Source organism: Embleya sp. NBC_00896, from assembly GCF_045207785.1.
Classification (GTDB): Bacteria; Actinomycetota; Actinomycetes; order Streptomycetales; family Streptomycetaceae; genus Embleya.
Genome location: NZ_CP108776.1, coordinates 4,692,501 through 4,714,488, shown reverse-complemented (window position 1 = coordinate 4,714,488; position 21,988 = coordinate 4,692,501). Strand labels below are relative to the sequence as shown.

The 21,988-nt window shown below is 70.2% G+C and carries 16 protein-coding genes and 2 rRNA genes (1 of these 18 running past the window's edge); 7 read left to right on the top strand and 11 right to left on the bottom strand.

All coding sequences use genetic code 11. The features are described from left to right. The first annotated feature begins 96 nt into the window (after positions 1 to 96). Positions 97 to 693, top strand: coding sequence for an Rv3235 family protein (locus OG928_RS21465; RefSeq protein ID WP_406286199.1), 597 nt, complete (start codon positions 97 to 99; stop codon positions 691 to 693). 98 nt (positions 694 to 791) lie between these two features. On the opposite strand, the gene secA is transcribed toward OG928_RS21465, so the two are convergent. Continuing rightward, the gene (secA, locus tag OG928_RS21460; RefSeq protein WP_406286197.1) at positions 792 to 3,560 is read right to left on the bottom strand and encodes a preprotein translocase subunit SecA; all 2,769 of its coding nucleotides are present in this window, start codon (positions 3,558 to 3,560) and stop codon (positions 792 to 794) included. A gap of 139 nt (positions 3,561 to 3,699) precedes the next feature. Between secA and OG928_RS21455 the strand changes: the two genes are divergently transcribed. Both OG928_RS21455 and OG928_RS21450 read left to right on the top strand, forming a co-directional pair. Then, entirely contained in the window at positions 3,700 to 4,230 is a 531-nt protein-coding gene (locus tag OG928_RS21455; RefSeq protein WP_406286195.1) for a GNAT family N-acetyltransferase, read from the top strand. 28 nt (positions 4,231 to 4,258) lie between these two features. Further along, on the top strand, positions 4,259 to 5,437 hold the full coding sequence (locus OG928_RS21450) for a winged helix-turn-helix domain-containing protein (RefSeq protein WP_406286193.1): 1,179 nt from the start codon (positions 4,259 to 4,261) through the stop codon (positions 5,435 to 5,437). 139 nt (positions 5,438 to 5,576) lie between these two features. Here OG928_RS21450 and OG928_RS21445 read toward each other — a convergent pair whose 3' ends face one another. The 6 genes from OG928_RS21445 to mtrA all read right to left on the bottom strand — a co-directional run bounded on the left by OG928_RS21445 (position 5,577) and on the right by mtrA (position 12,308). Further along, positions 5,577 to 6,287 (bottom strand): response regulator, encoded by a 711-nt coding sequence (locus OG928_RS21445; RefSeq protein WP_406286191.1) that lies wholly within the window; start codon positions 6,285 to 6,287, stop codon positions 5,577 to 5,579. 216 nt (positions 6,288 to 6,503) lie between these two features. Next, positions 6,504 to 7,184 carry a ribosome hibernation-promoting factor, HPF/YfiA family gene (hpf, locus tag OG928_RS21440; protein WP_406286189.1) on the bottom strand — a complete coding sequence of 227 codons (681 nt, stop codon included), beginning with the start codon at positions 7,182 to 7,184 and terminating at the stop codon, positions 6,504 to 6,506. Further along, positions 7,072 to 7,551 (bottom strand): phosphoribosyltransferase family protein, encoded by a 480-nt coding sequence (locus OG928_RS21435; protein ID WP_406291111.1) that lies wholly within the window; start codon positions 7,549 to 7,551, stop codon positions 7,072 to 7,074. The genes hpf and OG928_RS21435 overlap by 113 nt, the downstream gene beginning before the upstream one ends. Before the next feature lie 527 nt (positions 7,552 to 8,078). Further along, complete coding sequence (locus OG928_RS21430; RefSeq protein ID WP_406286187.1) at positions 8,079 to 9,851, bottom strand: LpqB family beta-propeller domain-containing protein; 1,773 nt, start codon at positions 9,849 to 9,851, stop codon at positions 8,079 to 8,081. Continuing rightward, positions 9,848 to 11,614 carry an MtrAB system histidine kinase MtrB gene (gene mtrB / locus OG928_RS21425; protein ID WP_406286185.1) on the bottom strand — a complete coding sequence of 589 codons (1,767 nt, stop codon included), beginning with the start codon at positions 11,612 to 11,614 and terminating at the stop codon, positions 9,848 to 9,850. Before mtrB ends, OG928_RS21430 begins: the two co-directional genes overlap by 4 nt. 16 nt (positions 11,615 to 11,630) lie before the next feature. Next, on the bottom strand, positions 11,631 to 12,308 hold the full coding sequence (gene mtrA, locus OG928_RS21420; protein ID WP_026219725.1) for an MtrAB system response regulator MtrA: 678 nt from the start codon (positions 12,306 to 12,308) through the stop codon (positions 11,631 to 11,633). Positions 12,309 to 12,656: 348 nt separating this feature from the next. Between mtrA and OG928_RS21415 the strand changes: the two genes are divergently transcribed. Beyond that, on the top strand, positions 12,657 to 13,985 hold the full coding sequence (locus OG928_RS21415) for a glycerophosphoryl diester phosphodiesterase membrane domain-containing protein (RefSeq protein ID WP_406286183.1): 1,329 nt from the start codon (positions 12,657 to 12,659) through the stop codon (positions 13,983 to 13,985). A gap of 307 nt (positions 13,986 to 14,292) precedes the next feature. On the opposite strand, the gene OG928_RS21410 is transcribed toward OG928_RS21415, so the two are convergent. Next, entirely contained in the window at positions 14,293 to 14,625 is a 333-nt protein-coding gene (locus tag OG928_RS21410) for a hypothetical protein (protein ID WP_406286180.1), read from the bottom strand. A 17-nt stretch (positions 14,626 to 14,642) separates the two neighbouring features. Here OG928_RS21410 and OG928_RS21405 point away from each other — a divergent pair, with 17 nt between their 5' ends. Genes OG928_RS21405 through OG928_RS21395 form a run of 3 tightly spaced genes read left to right on the top strand, consistent with a single transcriptional unit; the run spans position 14,643 to position 18,049 of the window. After that, positions 14,643 to 15,782 carry a DUF4350 domain-containing protein gene (locus OG928_RS21405; RefSeq protein WP_406286178.1) on the top strand — a complete coding sequence of 380 codons (1,140 nt, stop codon included), beginning with the start codon at positions 14,643 to 14,645 and terminating at the stop codon, positions 15,780 to 15,782. After that, a complete protein-coding gene (locus OG928_RS21400) occupies positions 15,779 to 16,747 on the top strand; it encodes an AAA family ATPase (protein ID WP_406286176.1) in 969 nt (322 codons plus the stop codon). The genes OG928_RS21405 and OG928_RS21400 overlap by 4 nt, the downstream gene beginning before the upstream one ends. 6 nt (positions 16,748 to 16,753) lie before the next feature. Beyond that, complete coding sequence (locus OG928_RS21395) at positions 16,754 to 18,049, top strand: DUF58 domain-containing protein (protein WP_406286174.1); 1,296 nt, start codon at positions 16,754 to 16,756, stop codon at positions 18,047 to 18,049. 18 nt (positions 18,050 to 18,067) lie between these two features. Here OG928_RS21395 and OG928_RS21390 read toward each other — a convergent pair whose 3' ends face one another. The 3 genes from OG928_RS21390 to OG928_RS21380 all read right to left on the bottom strand — a co-directional run. After that, positions 18,068 to 18,625, bottom strand: coding sequence for a response regulator transcription factor (locus OG928_RS21390; protein WP_406286172.1), 558 nt, complete (start codon positions 18,623 to 18,625; stop codon positions 18,068 to 18,070). Positions 18,626 to 18,968: 343 nt separating this feature from the next. Then, positions 18,969 to 19,085 (bottom strand): 5S ribosomal RNA (rrf, locus tag OG928_RS21385). Positions 19,086 to 19,214: 129 nt separating this feature from the next. After that, positions 19,215 to 21,988: ribosomal RNA gene (locus OG928_RS21380) — 23S ribosomal RNA — on the bottom strand (it continues 354 nt past the right edge of the window).

The following is a 21,988-nucleotide window of genomic DNA, read 5'->3' as shown; positions in this document are numbered from 1 at the left end:
GCCGGCTAGGAAGTCTCTGCACACGTTCCGGTCGGGGGAACGAGCGGAACGAGTGCCGGATCCGGCAACACTCGTTTTCAGTCACGGGGAGCACACATGGTCCACCCGAGCACCCTTCGCACCGGTTCGCCACCGCACCTGTACATCGTGCGGGCACCCGGCGGCGAGACACCCTTCGACGCACCCCACCGGCCCGACCGGCCCGATCACACGATCGTCCCGCTGCACCCGCGCGCCCTGGGCCCCGACCCGGCGCCGGTGCACGGCTCGCTCGCGCTGGCGCCGCGCCTGTTCGCACCGCCCGACCCCCGGCCCGCGCTGCGGCTGATCGTCACCCCGAAGGAGCCGGATCCGGCCGAGGCCCGGCTGCGCTCCCGCCGGCTCGCGTACGCGCTGGCCGAGATCGTGTCCGGGCTGCGGGCGATCACCCAGCTGCGGCCGTACGCCTCCGTCGCCGTCTACGGCACCGCGCGGCAGCTGGCCCGCCGGCTCGCGGAACGCCGCGTGGGCCGGATGCGGGTGGAGTCGTGTGGCGGGCGCGCGCCCGCGGACGGGGTCGCCGAGGGCTACGCGCGGCTGCGCGCGGCCACGTGGGTGCTGACCGTGGCCTTCCGCCTGGAACGCGACGCCGCAACCCGCGGGCCCGGCACCGCGTGGCTGTGTACCGCGCTCGAACACGACCGGCTGGCCTGACCGGGCGACCCCGACCCCGGACCCGAGAAGGACGCGGGACCCGGGAACGCCCGAGGGCCCGGACCGCGTGCGCGGTCCGGGCCCTCGGGCTCGACGAGCTACTTCTTCTTGCGCTTGGCGCGCTGCGCGCGGCGGCGCTCGGCGCGGGTCGCGCCCTCGCCCACCTCGACGTCGTCCTCGTCGAAGTTCTCCTCGACGGTGACCACGCCGCCCTCGCCGTCGACCGTCGGCGCGCTGTATTGCAGGTGCGCCGGCCGCTGCGGGGCGTCCAGGCCCTTGGCGTGGATCTCCGGCAGTGGGGCGGCCTTGTCGATCGAGATGCTCGGGGCCTCGGGGACCTGCTCGATCTCGACCTCGACGTTGAAGAGGTAGCCGACCGACTCCTCCTTGATGCCCTCCATCATGGCGTTGAACATGTCGAAGCCCTCGCGCTGGTACTCCACCAGCGGGTCGCGCTGCGCCATCGCCCGCAGGCCGATGCCCTCCTGGAGGTAGTCCATCTCGTAGAGGTGCTCGCGCCAGCGGCGGTCCAGCACCGACAGGATCACCCGGCGCTCCAGCTCGCGCATGACCTCGTCGCCGAGCTTCTCCTCACGCAGCGCGTAGGCGGCCTGGGCGTCGGCGCGGAGCAGTTCGACCAGCTGCTCGGTGTCCAGCTCCGAGCGGTCGCCGAACTCCTCCTCGACCTCCTCGATCGTGATGCTGACCGGGTAGAGGCGCTTGAGGTTGCCCCACAGCTTCTCGAGGTCCCACTCCTCCGCGAAGCCCTCGGTGGCGCCGTGCACGTAGGCCTCGACGGTGTCGTCGATGAAGTGGCCGATCTGCTCCTGCAGGTTCTCGCCCGCGAGCACGCGGCGGCGCTCGCCGTAGATCACCTCGCGCTGGCGGTTCAGCACCTCGTCGTACTTGAGGACGTTCTTGCGGATCTCGAAGTTCTGCTGCTCGACCTGGGTCTGCGCCGACTTGATCGCGTTGGAGACCATCTTCGACTCGATCGGCTGGTCCTCGGGCACGTTGGCCAGGGTCAGCACGCGCTCGACGATGTTGGCCTTGAACAGGCGCATCAGGTCGTCACCGAGCGAGAGGTAGAAGCGCGACTCGCCCGGGTCGCCCTGGCGGCCGGAGCGACCGCGCAGCTGGTTGTCGATCCGGCGGGACTCGTGCCGCTCGGTGCCGAGCACGTACAGGCCGCCGAGGTCGGAGACCTCCTCGTGTTCGGCCTTGACCGCCTTCTTGGCCTTCTCCAGCGCGTCGGCCCACGCGGCCTCGTACTCCTCCGGGGTCTCGGAGGGGGTGAGCCCGCGCTGCGCGAGTGCGGCCGCGGCGAGGTGGTCCGGGTTGCCGCCGAGCATGATGTCGGTGCCGCGGCCGGCCATGTTGGTGGCCACCGTGACCGCGCCCTTGCGACCGGCCTGCGCGACGATCTGCGCCTCGCGCTCGTGGTGCTTCGCGTTGAGCACCTCGTGCGGCACGCCGCGCTTGCGCAGCTGGGCGGAGAGGTATTCGGACTTCTCCACGCTGGTGGTGCCGACCAGGACCGGCTGGCCCTTCTCGTGCTTTTGCGTGATGTCGTCCACGACCGCGTCGAACTTGGCTTCCTCGGTCTTGTACACGAGGTCCGACTGGTCCACCCGCTGCACCGAGCGGTGGGTGGGGATCGGCACCACGCCGAGCTTGTAGATCTGGTGGAACTCGGCGGCCTCGGTCATGGCCGTACCGGTCATTCCGCCGAGCTTCTTGTACAGCCGGAAGAAGTTCTGGAGGGTGACGGTGGCAAGGGTCTGGTTCTCGTCCTTGATGTCCACCCCCTCCTTGGCCTCGATCGCCTGGTGCATGCCCTCGTTGTAGCGGCGACCGGCGAGGATGCGGCCGGTGTGCTCGTCGACGATGAGCACCTCGCCGTCCACGACCACGTATTCCTTGTCCCGCTTGTACAGCTCCTTCGCCTTGATGGCGTTGTTCAGGTAGCCGACGAGCGGGGTGTTGACGGCCTCGTAGAGGTTGTCGATGCCGAGGTAGTCCTCGACCCGGGCGACGCCGGACTCGTGGATGGCGACGGTGCGCTTCTTCTCGTCGACGTCGTAGTCGCCGGTCTCCTCGATGCCCTTGAGCGTGTTGGCGGCCTCGCCGCGCTTGAGGCGCTTGACCATCTTGGCGAAGTCGGCGTACCACTTCGTGGCCTGGTCGGCCGGGCCGGAGATGATCAGCGGCGTGCGGGCCTCGTCGACGAGGATCGAGTCGACCTCGTCGACCACGGCGAAGAAGTGGCCGCGCTGCACCAGTTCGTCGGCCGACCACGCCATGTTGTCGCGCAGGTAGTCGAAGCCGAACTCGTTGTTGGTGCCGTACGTGATGTCGTACCCGTACGCCTTGCGGCGCTCGTGCGGCGGCATGTTCGCGAGGATGCAGCCCACGCTCAGGCCGAGGAAGCGGTGCACGCGACCCATCCACTCCGAGTCGCGCTCGGCGAGGTAGTCGTTGACCGTCACGACGTGCACGCCCTCGCCGGCGATCGCGTTGAGGTAGGCGGGAAGCGTCGACACGAGGGTCTTGCCCTCGCCGGTGCGCATCTCGGCGATGTTGCCGAGGTGCAGCGCGGCGCCACCCATGAGCTGCACCTTGTAGTGCCGCTGGCCCAGGGTGCGGGTCGCGGCCTCGCGAACCGTGGCGAAGGCTTCCGGAAGCAGGTCGTCGAGGGTCTCCCCGTCGGCGTAGCGCTGCTTGTATTCGTCCGTCAGTGCCCGAAGCTCGGCATCGGAGAGGTCCTTGAAGTCATCTTCGATCGACTCGATCTGCTCTGCGATGCGGTTGAGCTTGCGCAGGATTTTGCCCTCGCCGGCGCGCAGGACCCTGTCGAAGATAGACACGCTGGATGAGCTCCTTGCCCGACGGCGCCCGCCCGCCTTTCGGACGTGACGGCACGGCGGGGCCCGTCCCGCCGATACGGCCATCGTATGCGAGGAGGCAAGCCGGGATCGAGCCTCGCGGGCCGGCACAGTGACGGGCATGGAACCTGTGGAGATCGCGGCGGGGCGCTTTCAGCTGCGCCCGTGGAACAAACACGACCTCGACGTGATCGGCGGCGCGCTCGCGGATCCGGAGATCGCGCACTGGTCGCTCGTGCCGCCGGGCGGCGATCCGAGCGCGTGGCTGGCCGTGCGCGAGGAGCGCTGGGCCCGCGGCGAGGGGCCCTCGTTCGCGGTCATGGACGCGGTGACGGGCGAGGTCTACGGCCATATCGCACTCGAGGGCCTGGACCCCGAGCCGCGCGTGGCGGAGATCGGCTTCTGGACGCTGCCGGCCGCCCGCGGGCGCGGCGTGGCCCGACACGGCGTGGGCGCGGTGAGCCGCTGGGCGTTCGGCGCGCTGGATCTGCACCGGCTCGAACTGCGGCACGCGGCCGGCAACGAGGGCGCGTGCGCGGTCGCGAACTCGTCCGGATATGCACTCGAAGGAGTACTGCCGGACTTCGCTCGCACCCCGGACGGCGCCGTCGAGGCCGGACATCTGCACGCCCGGGTCGCAACGGACACGTGATGGGAACATACGTTCTAAGGTGGCGGGCATGACGACGCAGCTCACCGCCGACGAGGCCCGCCGGATCGTCCTGGCCGCGCAGGGTTTCCTGGGCGCCCCCGACCGTCGCTCGGGTGTGCTCGGCGCCCTGCGCACGCTCGGCGCCGTACAGCTCGACACCATCTCGACGCTGGCCCGCTCGCACGAACTCGTGCCCTACGCCCGGCTGGGCCCGGTCGGCCGCCCGGCCGTCGAGGCCGCCTACTGGGCGGGCGACACCGCGTTCGAGTACTGGTCGCACGCGGCGTGCGTGCTGCCGCTGTCGGCCTGGCCGGACTTCGCCTTCCGCCGCCGGCACTTCCGCGCCCGCGGCCACCTGTGGGGTCAGCAGGTCACCGACGAGGCGTACAAAACGGTGATCGAGCGGCTGCGCGCCGACGGCCCGCTGACCGCGACCGAACTGGGCGGCGCGAAGAACAAGGGCGAGTGGTGGGACTGGAGCGACACCAAGATCGCCGTCGAGCGCGCGCTGGCCTTCGGCGACGTGGTGTGCGTGCGCCGCGAGGGCTGGAAGCGCGTGTACGACCTGTCGGAACGCGTGCTCCCCGCGGCCCTGGCCGAGGAGGAGCCCGACGACGCCGAGTGCCTGCGCCGCCTGGTCCGGCTCGCGGGCCGACAGCTCGGCGTGGCCACCCGGACCGACCTGATGGACCAGTACCGGCTGACCAGGGCCCAGGTCGACGCGGTCGTGCACGACAGCGGGCTGGTCCCGGTGACCGTCGCGGGGTGGGGCGACAAGGCGGCCAAGGACGGCACGTGGGCCGACCCCGACGCGCTGGCCGCGAATCCGCGCGGCAGACACCGCACCACGCTGCTGTCCCCGTTCGACTCGCTGGTGTGGGACCGGCCGCGCACCGCCCGCGTGTTCGGCGGCTTCGAACACCGGCTGGAGGCGTATGTACCGGCCGCCAAGCGGGTGCACGGCTACTTCGTGATGCCGCTGCTCGCGGGCGGCCGACTGGTCGGCCGGGTGGACCCGGCCCGCGACGGGCGCACGCTGGTGGCCCGCCGGCTCTCCTTCGAGAACGGCGCGAGGGTCGCCGAGCGCACGCTCGTCGCGATGGCCGAGGCGCTGCGCGAGGCCGCCCTGTGGGTGGGCTGCGACGACGTGCGGATCGAGCAACTCGACCACGAGAGCACCCGCGAACCCCTGCGCGCCCTGCTCTGACGCGCCTGCGCGCGGCCGACCGCCTGCCGGGCCACGCACGGCCTCGCAGTCGTGGCCGGCCTGCGGCCCGCTTGTTCTCAACCGCCGGACGGGCTGATTTCAGCCCGTCCGGCGGTTGAGGACAACGGGATCGGGCCGGCTAGTCGCCGATCTCCAGGATCTTCTCGCGCATCGCGTAGACCACGGCTTCCATGCGCGAGTGCAGTTGGAGTTTCTCCAGGATGTTGCGCACGTGGTTCTTGACCGTGTTCTCGCTGATGAACAACTGCTTGGCGATGTCGCGGTTGTTGCGTCCGGTGGCGACCAGGCGCAGCACCTCGATCTCGCGATCGGTCAGCCGCGGCGCGGGCACCAGGCGGCGCTCGTCGTCGCGCCGGCTCATCGACTTGAACTCGGTCAGCAGCTTGACCGCCATCGACGGGCTGATCTGCGACTGCCCGTCGGCCACCGCCCGGATCGCCGAGGCCACCTCGCCGTGCGAGATCTCCTTCAACAGGTAGCCGGTCGCGCCGGCCTTGATCGCGTCGTAGAGGTCGGCCTCTTCCTCGCTCATCGTCAACATGATGATCTGCGTGCTGGGCGCGACTTCCTTGATCGCCGTACACGCCTCGATACCACCGCGTCTGGGCATCCGGACATCCATCAGGATGATGTCGGGCAGCAGGTCCTGCGCGGCCTCCAGCGCCTCGGCGCCGTCCCCGGCCTCGCCCACCACCGTGATGTCCGGTTCGGGCGCGAGCACGATGTCCAGGCCCCGGCGAAACAGATCGTGGTCGTCGACCACCAGCACGCGAATCGGTTCGCCCGCGAAGCCATGGTCCACGCGGGTCGGAACAGACTGTTCACCCACCGTGTTTCCCCCCTGGGTCGGCACGATCCGTGTCCAGAACATGATCCCACGTGATCGCCACGGCGCCAGGCCTTGTTGGGCGTTATGCGCGGTTGATACTTGCTCGGGGGAACATTCGCCAGGGATCGCCAGGGTCCGGGACGCAACCGACGCCGAAACCCAGGAGGGTTTCGGCGCCGAATCACTGCCAAAGGGCGCGTAACGACGGCCCGACCGCTACTGCGGTCCGCCGTCCTCGCGGTCCTCGGGCTTGAGGTGGATCACACCGTAGTCGTAGCCGTGCCGGCGGTACACCACGCTCGGCCACTTGGTGCTCGCGTCGATGAACAGATAGAAGTCGTGGCCCACCAACTCCATCTCGTACAGCGCCTGGTCGAGCGCCATGGGGCGCCCGGCGTGTACCTTCTCGCGAACCACGAGAGGGCCTTCGCCATCCACCTCGATCGGCCCCGCCATGTGCGGCTGGGGCCGGAGTTCGCCGTTCTTCACCGCCTCGATGTCTTCCGCGGACGCCACCACGGCCCCATTGAGCCGATCGGCGTGATTGATCTCCGCCGTGGCCGCACCCACCGATACGGGGGCCCGGTGACCGCGGTGCACACGCCGCCGGTCGGCGGCCTTGCGCAACTGCGCTTCGAGCCTCGCGCACGCCAGGTCGAGTGCGGCGTAGGGGTCGGACGCGGCGGCTTCGCCCCGGATCACGGGACCACGCGTGTTGAGCGTGATCTCCACCCGATCCGAGCGCTCCGCCAGCCGCGGGTTCCGCTCCTTGGAGACCTCCACGTCAACGCTGATCACCTTGGCATCGAGCTTCCGGATCTTGTCCAGCTTCTCGACGCAGTGCTTGCGAAAACGCTCGGGTACCTCGGTCTTGCGGCCCTTGACGACAATGTCCACGCAGAACTCCATCCATTGCGCCATGCCGGAGAGGTGGGCACCCGTCCGACCGACCAGGTCGACGATGGTCCTGCTCCAACCGGCGCCGCCGGGCGGTCGCGGCCACCACGGCCGCTGCCTCGACTCGCCCTCCCGCGGCTCGGACCGCACGGGTCGCCTCCGCGAGAGTTGCGCCGGTGGTGCAAACGTCATCGACGACGATCACCACACTAATGCCCGTAAACAAGGGTGCCAACCTGTCCGAAACGATCATTGATCGCCGAAGGTTCACCCCTCGTTCACGCGCGGTAAGCCCTGCTTGATCCTTGATTCGGCGGGTATGTCGCAGGGCCGGCAGGACCCGCGCTGGCACGCCGCTGCGGCGCATCCGGGACGCCGCCCGCAGCGCGAGTTCGCCCGTCGCGTCCCGCCCGCGGCGGCGCACGGCCGACCGCGCCGAGGGCACCGGGACGAGCAGGCACGGACGGGCGTCGGCGCCCAGGCCGGCGGCGGCCGCGCGGGCGAGCGCGTCTCCCAGGGGACGCACCAGCGAACGCGCGCCGCGCTCCTTGTACGCCGCGAGCACCGAGCGCACCGGTTCCTCGTACGTGGTGATCGCGTGCACCGGGGGCAGCCCCTCGGGCGCGGGGGTCGGGCGCGCGGGCACCGGGTCGGGCGCGAACACCGCGCGGCAACCGCCGCACAGCACCGCGCCGGGCACGCCGCAGCCCGCGCACTCCGCGGGCAGCACCAGGTCGGCCCATGCCGCGAGGATCCGACGCCGTTCCATGCCCTCCAAGCTCGCACGGCCCGGCCCGAAACGGACCCCCCGACCACCGAACCACCCGATCCGGTGATGGCGCGCCGTGGCGGGCGATCGAACGTGTCGAAAAGCGACCGTTGCCGCGCCCGGCACTAGCCGGGATAGACGGGATAGCCGCCGCTGTGCACTTTGGTCCAGTTGTTGCCCTGCGACAACTGGTAGATGTTCTCCTCGCTGGAGTCCGCGAGCAGTGGCTGGTCCGCGCCGTCCGGGGCGGCGATGTGCAGCATGCCGTTGACGGACGCGACGGAGACCGAGATGCCCCCGTCGATGTCCACGATCTGTGGCTGCAGGGCCCCCTGGCCCTCCTTGCCGAGCACCGCGAGCCGGTCCTGGCCGTTCCACGAGATCGCCTTGACCTCGACGAGCGAGGGCACGACCGAGCGGGACGCGGCGATCGTCATCGCCACCTCGCCGTTGCTGATGTGCCGCTCGACCCGCCCGACCAGCACCTTGCCGCCGTCCACGATCATCGCGGCGCGGGTGCCGTCCGGGGAGAGCCGCAGGCCGGTGATCCGGGACGGGTCCACGTTCTGCACCGACACCGGGACCACGGTGACCTGGTTGCGCTCGTCCTCGTACAGCGCGAACACGTGCTCGGCGCCCTTGGTCCGATCGAGCACCCACAACACGCCGCGGCCGTCCCAGGTCGGGCTCAGCAGCGACGCCGGCCCCAGGCTGAGCCACTCCCGAACCTCGCCGCGACCGTCGACGTCGCCGACGACCAGCTTGTGCCCACTGCTGTTCACGCCCGCGATCCGCCGCCGGAGCGGGTCCCGCGAGACGGCGATCTGGTCGAACTTGTACGTGCCGTCGCCGAACGGGCCGGGCAGCGTGGGCGGGTTGCCGCCCGCGACGGGCACGACGTTGACCACGCCGCCCTTGCCGATGAAGTAGCCGGTGGGCAACGTCCCGCGGGTGGGCACGGGGTCGTAGCGCGCCGCGTCGTCGTCGGAGAGCGAGCACATCGGCGAGCCGCCGCCGGTGATCGACACCGAGTCCACGCCGGAGACCTGTCGCAGCGTGTACAGCAGTTGCGCGGCCATCCGCTCGCAGCCCTTGGTCTGGGCGAGCTTGGCCTGGCCGCTGAGTTCGACGCGCGCGGTGCGGTTGTCCTCGATCGAGACGGTGCGCTCGGCCAGGTCGGTGCCGGCCGGGAACGCGGTGTCCACCACCGGCCGCAGCCAGTCGGTGGGGCCGGAGAGCAGCTGTCGCACCAGCGCCGTCGTGAGGCCGACCCGGCTGCGCAGGTAGACCGGGTCCGGCACCAGGCTGTCCTTGCCGACCGGCATCGAGGACGCGAACCAGTACGTGTTCACCGAGCGGTAGATCCGGTGGAACTCGGGCTCGGACAGGATCAGCCCGTCCGGCAGGTCGGTGATCCGCCACTCGTTGTCGGTGCCCTTGGCCAGCCGGAAGACCGCCCGGTACGGCGCGTCGGACTCCGCCGCGGGCTGGTACGCGTTGCGGTCGTCGACCGTGCCCACCCGGGTGCCGGACACCTCGACCGTGTACGTCTTCTCGTCGACGCCCGGCACGAGCTCGATCCGCGGGCTCGAGTCGAGCACGACGATCTCGCGCGTGGGCACCCACTTCGCCTTGGCGTCCGGCGCCAGGTAGGCGCGGGCCGTCACGTAGTCGGGCTCGTCGCTGGTGACCGCCTCCAGGAAACCGGAGGCCAGGCCGTACGGCTCCTCGCCGGGCTTGGGCGGCACCGCGAACACCCGCACCTGCTGCTCGGGGGCCTTCTCCTTGGTGTCGCCCTTGCCGGTCTCGCGCACGCTGCCGCTGTTCGGCATCGACGCGCACCCGCAGAGCGTGCCCAGCGCGCACACCAGGGCCACGACCGGGTTGATCCGCCTCATCGGCTACCTCCTGCGGGACCGGCCGTACGGACGTTGCGCCGGTAGGGCGAGCCCGCCGGGTCCAGGCCCCGGTTGGCCCGCGAGTCCTCGGGCTCCAACGGCAGCGGCGAACGCACCAGCTCGCCGCCCGCGGTCTTGGGCAGGCTGAGCCGGAACTGCGAGCCGCCGCCGGGCTCGCCCCAGGCCTGGAGCCAGCCACCGTGCAGGTGCGCGTCCTCCAGGGCGATCGACAGGCCCAGCCCGGTGCCACCGGTGGTCCGGGCCCGGGCCGGGTCCGCGCGCCAGAAGCGCGCGAACACGAGCGAGGACTCGCCGGGCTTGAGGCCCACGCCGTAGTCGCGCACCGCGACCGCGACCGCGTCCTCGCCGCCGGCGATGCTGATCACCACGTCGTGGCCCTCGCCGTGCTCGACCGCGTTGACCACCAGGTTGCGCAGCACCCGGTCGATCCGGCGCGGGTCGACCTCGGCCACACACGGCTTGTCGGGCGCGCGCACCACGAGCCGGCTGCCGCGCCGCTCGGCGAGCGGTTCCGCGCCCTCGACCACGCGGCGCACCAGGTCGCGCAGGTCCACCGGCTCGGCGTCGAGCACGGCCGCGCCCGCGTCGAACCGGCTGATCTCCAGCAGGTCCGACAGCAGCGCCTCGAACCGGTCGAGCTGGTTCTGCAACAGCTCCGCCGAGCGCCGGGTCGCCGGATCGAAGTCGTCGCGGGCCTCGTGCAGCACGTCGGCGGCCATCCGCACGGTGGTCAGCGGGGTACGCAACTCGTGCGAGACGTCCGAGACGAACCGGCGCTGGACGCGCGAGAGCTCCTCCAGCTGCCGGATCTGGTTCTGCAGGTTGGAGGCCATCTTGTTGAACGAGGAGCCGAGCCGGGCCAGGTCGTCGGCGCCGACCACGCGCATCCGCTCCTCCAGGCGGCCCGCCGCGAGCCGCTCGGCGATCCGCGCGGCCATCCGCACCGGCGTCACCACCTGACGGGTCACCAGCGCCGCGATCGCCACCAGGAGCAGCACGAGGAAGACCCCGGCGGTGGCCAGCGTGCTGCGCACCAGGCCCAGGGTCTTCTCCTCGGGACCGAACGAGAAGAAGTAGTAGAGCTGGTACGAACCGCCCTCGGGATCCTCCAGCTGTTCACCCACCACGAGGCCGGCCTCGCGGGTACGCCGGGCCGAGCCCTCGCCGTGTTGGCCGTCCCGCACGATCTGGGTGTACTGCAACAGCGCCACGCCGGGCCGCGCCGCGACATCGCGGCGCAGTTCGGCCGGGACGCTCTGGTCGGGGACCACGTCGCCGGACGCGCGCGGGCCGCGGCCGGTGCCGGGGGTCGAGGTGTCCGGACTGATCGCGGCCACGTCGTACACGCCCTGTCCGCCGCTGGAGAGCTGCTTGACGAGCGCGTTGAGCCAGTCGCCGGTGTTGACCCCGTTGCCGGCCGTGGGCGTACCGGTCGGCACCTGGACGTGCCGGCCCGGGCTGGTGGCGATCTCGTCGGCCTGCGCGCGGGCATCCTCGAACCCGCCCTGGGCCTGGGACCGGGCGGAGGCCACCTTCGCGTCGAGCAGGCCGTTGCGGACCTGGCCGACGACCACCACCCCGAGCAGCACCATGACGGCGACCGACAGGACCAGAGTGGTGGCCACGACGCGAAACTGGATCGATCTGTTCCACAGGGCCATGACCCGGCCCACGCCGCCGCGCACACGGCGCAGGGCGAGGGTCGGGGCGGACGGGGAGGGCGACCGCTGCGCGGTGCTCACCGGGACGATCTCAAGGTCAGGCCGGTCCCGCCTTGTAGCCGACCCCGCGCACGGTGACCACGGTCTCCGGACGCTCGGGATCCCGCTCGATCTTCGAGCGCAGCCGCTGGACGTGCACATTCACCAAGCGGGTGTCGGCCGCGTGTCGGTAACCCCAGACCTGTTCGAGAAGCACCTCGCGGGTGAAGACCTGCCAGGGCTTGCGGGCGAGTGCGACAAGGAGGTCGAACTCCAGCGGGGTGAGCGCGATGTTCTGCCCGTCCCGCTTCACGGCATGGCCGGCCACGTCGATCACGAGATCGCCGATCACCAGTTGCTCCGGGGTGGGTTCTTCGGCTCTGCGCAGGCGGGCCCGCACACGAGCGACAAGCTCCTTGGGCTTGAACGGTTTGATCACATAGTCGTCCGCCCCGGATTCCAGACCGACCACGACGTCGACCGTGTCGCTCTTGGCGGTGAGCATCACGATCGGTACGCCGGACTCGGCGCGGATCTGGCGGCAGACGTCGATGCCGTCACGGCCGGGCAGCATCAGGTCGAGCAGCACCAGGTCCGGTTTGACGTCCCGGAATGCCTGGAGTGCCTTGTCTCCGTCCGCCACGAACGACGGCTCGAACCCTTCGCCACGCAGCACGATGCCGAGCATCTCGGACAGTGCGGTGTCGTCGTCAACGATGAGGACGCGTCCCTTCATGTGCATCATCGTCGCATTACCGGATTGTGACCTGCACTCATCCGACCGATTCCGGCCGCGTCCATCATGGATAAACCCCCACTTTTCATGACATTCACCACGTCAAGAGAGGGCGGAGTCACCTCGAAAGCCGGTTTGTACGCCGGGCCGGCCACCCGCGCAACGACCGTTTCGGCCACGAATGCCGCCTCTGGCCGCTCACCGGAACGAGTGATGTGCCCGCGACGTTGTCCCCCCGGCCGGTGTGCCCTGACGGCGAATCACCTCCCGTTGCCGGCCGTACCTCAAGGGCGGGCAAAGACATGCCACGATGAGTCCCCACCCGAACAGGACGAGGAGCGCAATCGCATGACGGACTCGCCCGGCTCGCCCACCCCGGACGCCCCGGGGCCGGACGAAGAACGCCCGGCGGACGACGCCGCCTCGACCGACCGGCCGACACCCGCGTCCCCGGATCCGTCGTCGACCCCGCCCCCGTCCCTGGACAAGCCCGAGCGGCCCGACCCATCGCAGCCCGGCCCGCAACCGCCGGCCCCCGGATGGGCGCCGCAGCAGCCGCCCGCCGCCGGGTGGGGCCCGCCGAGCCGACACCCCGCCCCCTGGGGCCCGGGACCGGGCCCCGGCCCGCAGTGGGGCACCGGGCAGCCCGCGTGGGGCGCGCCGCCCGGCTGGAACGGCCCCTACCGCCAAGCCGCCAAGCCCGGCGTGATCCCGCTGCGCCCGCTGAGCGTCGGCGAGATCCTCGACGGCGCGTTCGCCGCCATGCGCGCGCACTGGAAGGTCATGATCGGCATCGCCGTCGTGATCGCGCTGCTCACCCAGGTGCTGGAAATCCCCGCGCAGTGGCTGATGAACCGCGAGTTCTCGCCCAAGGACCTCGGTGACAACCCCACCGGCGAGGAGGCCTGGGCCTACCTGCGCGACTCGCTCGCGCTGCTGCTCGTGCCGGTGTTCATCGCCACGCTCGGCCAGATCGCCGCCACCGGCATGCTCACCGTCGTGGTCAGCCGCGCCGTGATCGCCAAGACGATGTCCGCGGCCGAGGCGTGGTCGGCGGTCCGCCCGCTCCTGCCGCGCCTGCTCGGCGTCACCTTCGCGGCCTGGCTGATCCCCGTCGGCGCGATGCTCGTCGCGGTCCTGCCCGGTCTGCTCCTGCTCGCCCTCGGCGCCGAGGGCCTCGGCGCGCTGCTGCTGCTCCCCGGCCTGATCGGCGGCATCGTCGCGGCGATCTACCTCTACGTGTGCCTGGCCCTCGCCGGGCCCGCCCTGATGCTGGAGAAGCAGTCGGTCCGCAGGGCCCTGGAGCGCTCGCGCAAGCTCGTCACCGGCTCCTGGTGGCGCGTGTGCGGCGTGATGCTGCTGATCACCCTGATCATGACCATCGTCGGCGCCATCATCCAGACGCCGTTCCTGCTGATCACCGACGGCTTCTCCGACCTCACCGCCTCCAACCCGTCCGACATCCCCGACCCGAGCTTCGCCGACCTGCTGTTCACCGGCATCGGCGCGGTCGTCTCGTCGGCGCTGCTGTACCCGTTCGCCGCCGGCGCCACCGCACTGCTGTACATCGACCAGCGCATCCGCCGCGAAGCCCTGGACCTGGAACTCGCCCGCGCGGCGGGAGTCCTGGACGACGGACCCGACTCCGGCACAGCGGCGGGACCCGCACCGGCGTGATCCGCCACGCGCTCGCGATCCCGACCCGGGACTGGGAACCGGTGGACATCCCGCGCGACGACGCGCGGGACGCCGCCCGGGAGGAGCTGTCCCGCGGCGAATACCACCAGGACGACCCGAACCCGGTCCGCCGAGCCGTCGACTGGATCCTCGACCGGCTCGGCGACCTGCTCGCCCGGGCCGGCGACCACGCCCCGGGCGGCGGCACCGGCCTGGTCGTGATCCTGGTGCTCGTGATCGTCGCGATCGTCCTGCTGCGCCGGCACCTGGGGCCGCTGCGCGCGGCCCGCCGCGCCGACCGCGCGCTCTACGGCGACGAAGGACCGATGTCCGCCGCGCGGCACCGCGCGGCCGCCGACGCGCACGCCGCCGCGGGCCGCTGGGACGAGGCCGTCCAAGAGCGCGTACGCGCGATCGTGCGGGCCTTGGAGGAACGCGCCGTGCTCGACGTACGCCCCGGCCGCACCGCCGACGAGGCCGCCGCCGACGCGGGCCGCGCGCTGCCCGAGCAGGCCGCGACCTGCGCGCGGCGGCCCGCGCCTTCGACGACGTCCGCTACGGCGGGCGGGCCGCGACCGAGGCCGTCGACCGCGACCTGCGCGACCTGGACGCGCGCTGCGCCGCCGCCCGCCCGCACCACTCCGAGCGGGTCCCCGGATGAGCGTCGCGCTGAGCCCCACCACCGAGCAGGTGTGGCGCCGCATGCGGATCCCCCTCGGCCTGTTCGCACTCGTGCTGATCGTGGTGTCCGCGCTCGTGCTCATCCGCGGCGACCGACACCAGGGCCGGCTCGACCCGCGCTCGACCGGCCCGCAGGGCACCAAGGCACTGGCCCGCCTGCTGGCCGCACAGGGCGTCGACGTGACCCTCGCACGCTCCGTCGACGAGGCCGCCCGCGCGATCCGGCCGGACACCACGCTCGTGCTGCCCTTCCCCGGCATGGCCACCGACGCCCAACTGCGCGCGTTCGCGACCGCGGCACCGGCCCGCACGGTCCTGGTCCGCCCCGGCGAGGCCGCGCTCGCGATCCTCGCCCCCGGCGTGCACACCGCCGCCGACGCCACCCGCCGCACCCTGGACCCGCGCTGCGCGCTCCCGGCGGCCGTGCGCGCGGGCAACGCCGACACCGGCGGCGTCCGCTTCGACACCGACCTGCTCCCCGGCGCCACCGGCTGCTACCCGCACAACGGCCGACCGACCCTGGTGCTCACCCCGCCGAGCGCGGGACACGACACGGTCGTCCTGGGCTCCGGCACCCCGCTCGTCAACGACCGCCTCGACGACAACGGCAACGCCGCGCTCGCGCTCAACCTGCTCGGCGCCCACCCGCACCTGGTCTGGTACCTGCCCGGCGACGGCGAACTCCCGCCCGCCGACGACACGTTGTGGGACCTGCTCCCGGCCGGTTGGCGCTGGGGCACCGCCCAACTCGCGATCGCCGCGGTACTGCTCGCCCTGTGGCGGGCCCGCCGGCTCGGCCCCGTCGTCGCCGAACCGCTCCCGGTCGTGGTCCGCGCCGCCGAGACGGTCGAGGGCCGCGCCCGGCTGTACCGCCGCGGCAGGGCCCGCGACACCGCCGCCGAACTGCTGCGCGCCGCCACCCGCGAACGCCTCACGAGCCTGCTCGGCGGCACCCCCACCGAGGCCGCCCTGGTCGCCGCGCTCACCACCCGCACGGGCCGCACGTCCGCGGACGTACACGCCCTGTTGTACGGTGCGATCCCGGAGAGCGACGACGCCCTCGTCACCTTGGCCGACGAACTCGACGCGCTGATAAGGCAGGTACGCACGACGTGAGCGCCCCCGAGCAGACCCGCGAGGCGCGCGACGCCCTCGAAGCCCTGCGCGGCGAGATCGGCAAGGCCGTGGTCGGCCAGGACGCCGCCGTCACCGGCCTGGTCATCGCCCTCCTGTGCCGGGGCCACGTGCTCCTGGAAGGCGTCCCCGGCGTCGCCAAGACCCTGATGGTGCGCGCCCTCGCCCGCGGCCTGGACCTGACCACGACCCGCGTGCAGTTCACCCCCGACCTGATGCCGGGCGACGTCACCGGCTCGATGGTCTACGACGCGCGCACCGCCGAGTTCTCCTTCCGCGAAGGCCCGGTGTTCACCAACCTGCTGCTGGCCGACGAGATCAACCGCACGCCGCCCAAGACCCAGGCCTCGCTGCTGGAGGCCATGGAGGAGCGGCAGGTCTCGATCGACGGCACCACGCGCCCGCTGCCCGACCCGTTCATGGTCGCGGCCACCCAGAACCCGATCGAGTACGAGGGCACGTATCCGCTGCCCGAGGCCCAGCTCGACCGCTTCCTGCTCAAGCTCACCCTGCCACTGCCCGAACGCGACGACGAGATCGTGGTGCTGCGCCGGCACGCCGAGGGCTTCGATCCGCGCGACCTCGCCGCCGCCGGCGTACGCCCGGTGGCCGGCGCCGCCGACCTCGAAGCGGGCCGCCGCGCGGTGGCCACGCTGCGGGTCGACCCGGACGTCCTGGCCTACGTCGTCGACGTCTGCCGGGCCACCCGCACCTCCCCGTCGCTGGCCATGGGGGTCTCGCCACGAGGCGCCACGGCACTGCTCGCCGCCGCCCGGGCCTGGGCGTGGCTCGCGGGCCGCGACTACGTCACACCCGACGACGTGAAGGCCCTCGCGCGGCCCGCGCTGCGACACCGCGTGCGGCTGCGCCCCGAGGCGGAGATGGAGGGCGTGACCCCGGACGCGGTGATCGACTCCGTGCTCGCCCACACCCCGGTCCCGCGTTAACCGCCGATGGCCCTGACCGGTCGCGCCGCCCTGGCCGCCGCACTCGGCGTCCTCGTCGTCGGCCTGCTGCTGCCGTCCTGGCTCGGCCTGGTCGTCGTCGAGGGCGCGATCCTGCTCGCCGTCGCCGCCGACCTGCTGCTGGCCGCCGGCGTCCGCGGCCTGACCTTCGAGCGAGCCGGCGACACCGCGGTACGGCTCGGCGAGCGGGCCGAGGTCACCCTGACCGTCACCAACCCGGGCCCGCGCCCGCTGCGCGGCCTGCTGCGCGACGCGTGGCCGCCGAGCACCGGCACCACGACCCAACGCCACGACCTGGCCGTCCCGGCGGGCGAACGACGCAGGCTCACCACCACGATGACCCCCACCCGCCGCGGCGACCGGAACGCGTACCGCGTCACCGTGCGCTCGATCGGCCCGCTGGGCATGGCCGCGCGGCAGGGCTCGCACGACGTGCCGTGGCGGGTCCGCGTTCTCCCCGGCTTCCCGAGCCGCCGACTGCTGCCCTCGAAACTCGAACGCCTCCGCGAGCTCGACGGCCGCTCCGCACTGCTCACGCGCGGCGCCGGCACCGAGTTCGACACGCTGCGCGAGTACGTCCCCGGCGACGACGCCAAGTCGATCGACTGGCGCGCCTCCGCCCGCAACCAGGGCGTCGTGGTGCGCACGTGGCGCCCCGAGCGCGACCGGCACATCCTCGTCGTCCTGGACACCGGCCGCACCTCGGCCGGCCGGATCGGCGACATCCCCCGCCTGGACGCCGCGATGGACGCCACCCTGCTGCTGACCGCGGTCGCCAACCACGCGGGCGACCGGGTCGACCTGCTCGCCTACGACCGCAGGGTCCGCGCCGAGGTTCGCCGGGCGCCCCGGAACGGGATACTGCCCGCCTTCGTCCAGGCGATGGCGGGCCTGGAACCGGAGTTGGTCGAACCGGACGCGCGCGGGCTGACCGCCGAGATCCTCCGCCGCTCGCCCCGCCGGGCACTGGTCGTGCTGGTCACCGGCCTAGAGCGGGAGGCGGTCCAGGAGGGCATCCTCCCCGTGCTCACCCAGCTGACGAGCCGTCACGAGGTGGTCGTCGCCGCGGTGTCCGACCCCGCGATCGCCGAGATGGCGACCCGCCGCGGCGATCCGACGGCGGTCTACGAGGCGGCGGCCGGCGAGAAGGAACTGGCCGAACGCCGGGCCACGGCCGCCGAGTTGCGCCGCAGGGGCGTCACCGTGGTGGACGCCCCGCCCGGCACGCTCGCCTCGGCCCTGACCGACACCTACCTCGCCTTGAAACTGGCCGGGCGACTGTAGGGGGCCTCCGAGCGGCCATCACCCCCGCGGGCTGACGTGCCCATGCTCCCAGGCCCACGCGGCGATCCCGACTCGGTTGCGAACCCGCAGCTTGGCCTGGATGTTCGCGATGTGCGTCTTGGCCGTGCCGGGCGTGATGAAGAGTTCCGCGCCGATCTCGACGTTGGTGTGCCCCCGGGCGATCAGGCGGACGATCTCGTGCTCACGCGCGGTCAGCGGATCCTCGACCGGGCCGCGGGCGGGTTCCGACGCCGGCTCCGCCGCGGGTGCGGGTACGGGTCGCCGGCCATCGCCGCGCGGGGCGGCGTCGCGTTCGCCGCCGGCCTCGCGGACGCGCTCGCGCAGCCCGGCGAGGCCGCGGCCGCCACCGTGGCGGGGCGGGTCGCCGGGCCGGGTTCGCCGGGGGCCTTCCCGGGTGGGTCGGGCGGCCTCGGCTTGGCGTTTCGTATCGATCGGGGCGTGTCGGGTCCGGTTCGGGATTCCGGCGCGGTTGCGGCGGTCGGGTTCATGCGTGACCTGCGGGTTTCCCCTGAAGCCGAGCCGAGGCGCTCGACGGCATCCGGATCCGTACCGCACCGGCGCCTCCCCGCGGGCCGAGAGCACCCGACCCACTCGGGAAGGTCCCCCGGCGAACCTGACCCGAGCCCCCACCCCGCCTGCCGTTGCCAGCCGCTTTTCGGCGAGCAACACCCGCGTCTCGCCGGGGATCCCAGGGCTCCTGACCGCCGGCGCCGCCGTGCCGGGCCCATCTCCGCACCCTTGGCAGGGCCTCGATCACAAAGCCACCCGCCGGCGAGCAAGACGCACCGCGAGCCGAAGTCGAAAAGGCCCGGTCCCGGAAAGGGCGCACTTCGATAATCCCGGCCCCGGAAAACGCAAAAGGCCCGCCCCTAAAAGGGGCGGGCCTTTCACACGAAGATTCCGGCGGCGTCCTACTCTCCCACACCCCTTCGAGTGCAGTACCATCGGCGCTGGAGAGCTTAGCTTCCGGGTTCGGAATGAGACCGGGCGTTTCCTCTCCGCCAAGACCACCGGAAAACCATCGAACCTGAAAATCAACCAGGTACATCGGTGAACCAGAAATCACATGCGGTGATTCAATTATCAAACGGGTTCCCCGAAACCGATTGCGGTTCGGGAACCACACAGTGGACGCGTAGCAACTGAGGACAAGTCCTCGGCCTATTAGTACCGGTCAGCTCCACCCCTTACAGGGCTTCCACACCCGGCCTATCAACCCGATCGTCTCTCGGGGGCCTTACCCAACCGAAGTTGGTGGGAGTCCTCATCTCGAAGCAAGCTTCCCGCTTAGATGCTTTCAGCGGTTATCCCTCCCGAACGTAGCCAACCAGCCATGCCCTTGGCAGAACAACTGGCACACCAGAGGTTCGTCCGTCCCGGTCCTCTCGTACTAGGGACAGCCCTTCTCAAGACTCCTACGCGCACAGCGGATAGGGACCGAACTGTCTCACGACGTTCTAAACCCAGCTCGCGTACCGCTTTAATGGGCGAACAGCCCAACCCTTGGGACCTACTCCAGCCCCAGGATGCGACGAGCCGACATCGAGGTGCCAAACCATCCCGTCGATATGGACTCTTGGGGAAGATCAGCCTGTTATCCCCGGGGTACCTTTTATCCGTTGAGCGACGGCGCTTCCACAAGCCACCGCCGGATCACTAGTCCCTGCTTTCGCACCTGCTCGACCTGTCGGTCTCACAGTCAAGCTCCCTTGTGCACTTACACTCGACACCTGATTGCCAACCAGGATGAGGGAACCTTTGGGCGCCTCCGTTACCCTTTAGGAGGCAACCGCCCCAGTTAAACTACCCATCAGACACTGTCCCTGATCCGGATCACGGACCCAGGTTAGACATCCAGCACGACCAGAGTGGTATTTCAACGACGACTCCACAGACACTGGCGTGTCCGCTTCACAGTCTCCCACCTATCCTACACAAGCCGAACCGAACACCAATATCAAACTATAGTAAAGGTCCCGGGGTCTTTCCGTCCTGCTGCGCGAAACGAGCATCTTTACTCGTAGTGCAATTTCACCGGGCCTGTGGTTGAGACAGTCGAGAAGTCGTTACGCCATTCGTGCAGGTCGGAACTTACCCGACAAGGAATTTCGCTACCTTAGGATGGTTATAGTTACCACCGCCGTTTACTGGCGCTTAAGTTCTCAGCCTCGCCCCGAAGAGCTAACCGGTCCCCTTAACGTTCCAGCACCGGGCAGGCGTCAGTCCGTATACATCGTCTTACGACTTCGCACGGACCTGTGTTTTTAGTAAACAGTCGCTTCTCGCTGGTCTCTGCGGCCACCACCAGCTCGGAGAGCAAGTCTCCTCACCAACAATGGCCCCCCTTCTCCCGAAGTTACGGGGGCATTTTGCCGAGTTCCTTAACCACAGTTCACCCGAACGCCTTAGTATTCTCTACCTGACCACCTGAGTCGGTTTGGGGTACGGGCCGCCACGACACTCGCTAGAGGCTTTTCTCGGCAGCATAGGATCATCCACTTCCCCACAATCGGGTCGGCATCAGGTCTCAGGCTATGTGAGAGACGGATTTGCCTATCTCTCGCCCTACACCCTTACCCCGGGACTACCACCGCCCGGGCTGGACTACCTTCCTGCGTCACCCCATCGCTCACCTACTACCCGATTGGTTCGGCGGCTCCACCAAAACAGTTCACCCGAAGGATCCCTGCGGCTTCACGGCCTTAACATCACGAGGTTCAGCGCTGGCGCATCGTAGCGGGTACGGGAATATCAACCCGTTGTCCATCGACTACGCCTGTCGGCCTCGCCTTAGGTCCCGACTTACCCTGGGCGGATTAGCCTGCCCCAGGAACCCTTGGTCATCCGGCGCACACGTTTCTCACGTGTGATTCGCTACTCATGCCTGCATTCTCACTCGTGCAGCGTCCACCGCTGGTTTCCACCGCGACTTCACTCGCTGCACGACGCTCCCCTACCCATCCGTACGCCTGAACCACGAAGGCTTGGCTGTATGCACGAATGACACGACTTCGGCGGTGCGCTTGAGCCCCGCTACATTATCGGCGCGGAATCACTTGACCAGTGAGCTATTACGCACTCTTTCAAGGGTGGCTGCTTCTAAGCCAACCTCCTGGTTGTCTGTGCGACTCCACATCCTTTCCCACTTAGCGCACGCTTGGGGGCCTTAGTCGGTGCTCTGGGCTGTTTCCCTCTCGACCACGGAGCTTATCCCCCGCAGTCTCACTGCCGCGCTCTCACTTACCGGCATTCGGAGTTTGGCTTATCTCAGTAACCTGGTGAGGCCCATCAACAATCCAGTGCTCTACCTCCGGCAAGAAACACACGACGCTGCACCTAAATGCATTTCGGGGAGAACCAGCTATCACGGAGTTTGATTGGCCTTTCACCCCTAACCACAGGTCATCCCCCAGGTTTTCAACCCTGGTGGGTTCGGGCCTCCACACGGTCTTACCCGCGCTTCACCCTGCCCATGGCTAGATCACTCCGCTTCGGGTCTTGGGCGCGCGACTCAATCGCCCTGTTCGGACTCGCTTTCGCTACGGCTTCCCCACACGGGTTAACCTCGCCACACACCGCAAACTCGCAGGCTCATTCTTCAAAAGGCACGCAGTCACGGCCACCCGTGTAAACACGGATGACGACGCTCCCACGGCTTGTAGGCACACGGTTTCAGGTACTATTTCACTCCCCTCCCGGGGTACTTTTCACCTTTCCCTCACGGTACTAGTCCGCTATCGGTCACCAGGGAATATTTAGGCTTAGCGGGTGGTCCCGCCAGATTCACACGGGATTTCTCGGGCCCCGTGCTACTTGGGAAATGCGCAAGCAAGCCGTACATGTTTCGTCTACGGGGGTCTTACCCTCTACGCCGGACCTTTCGCATGTCCTTCGACTACACATACGGTTTCTGACTCG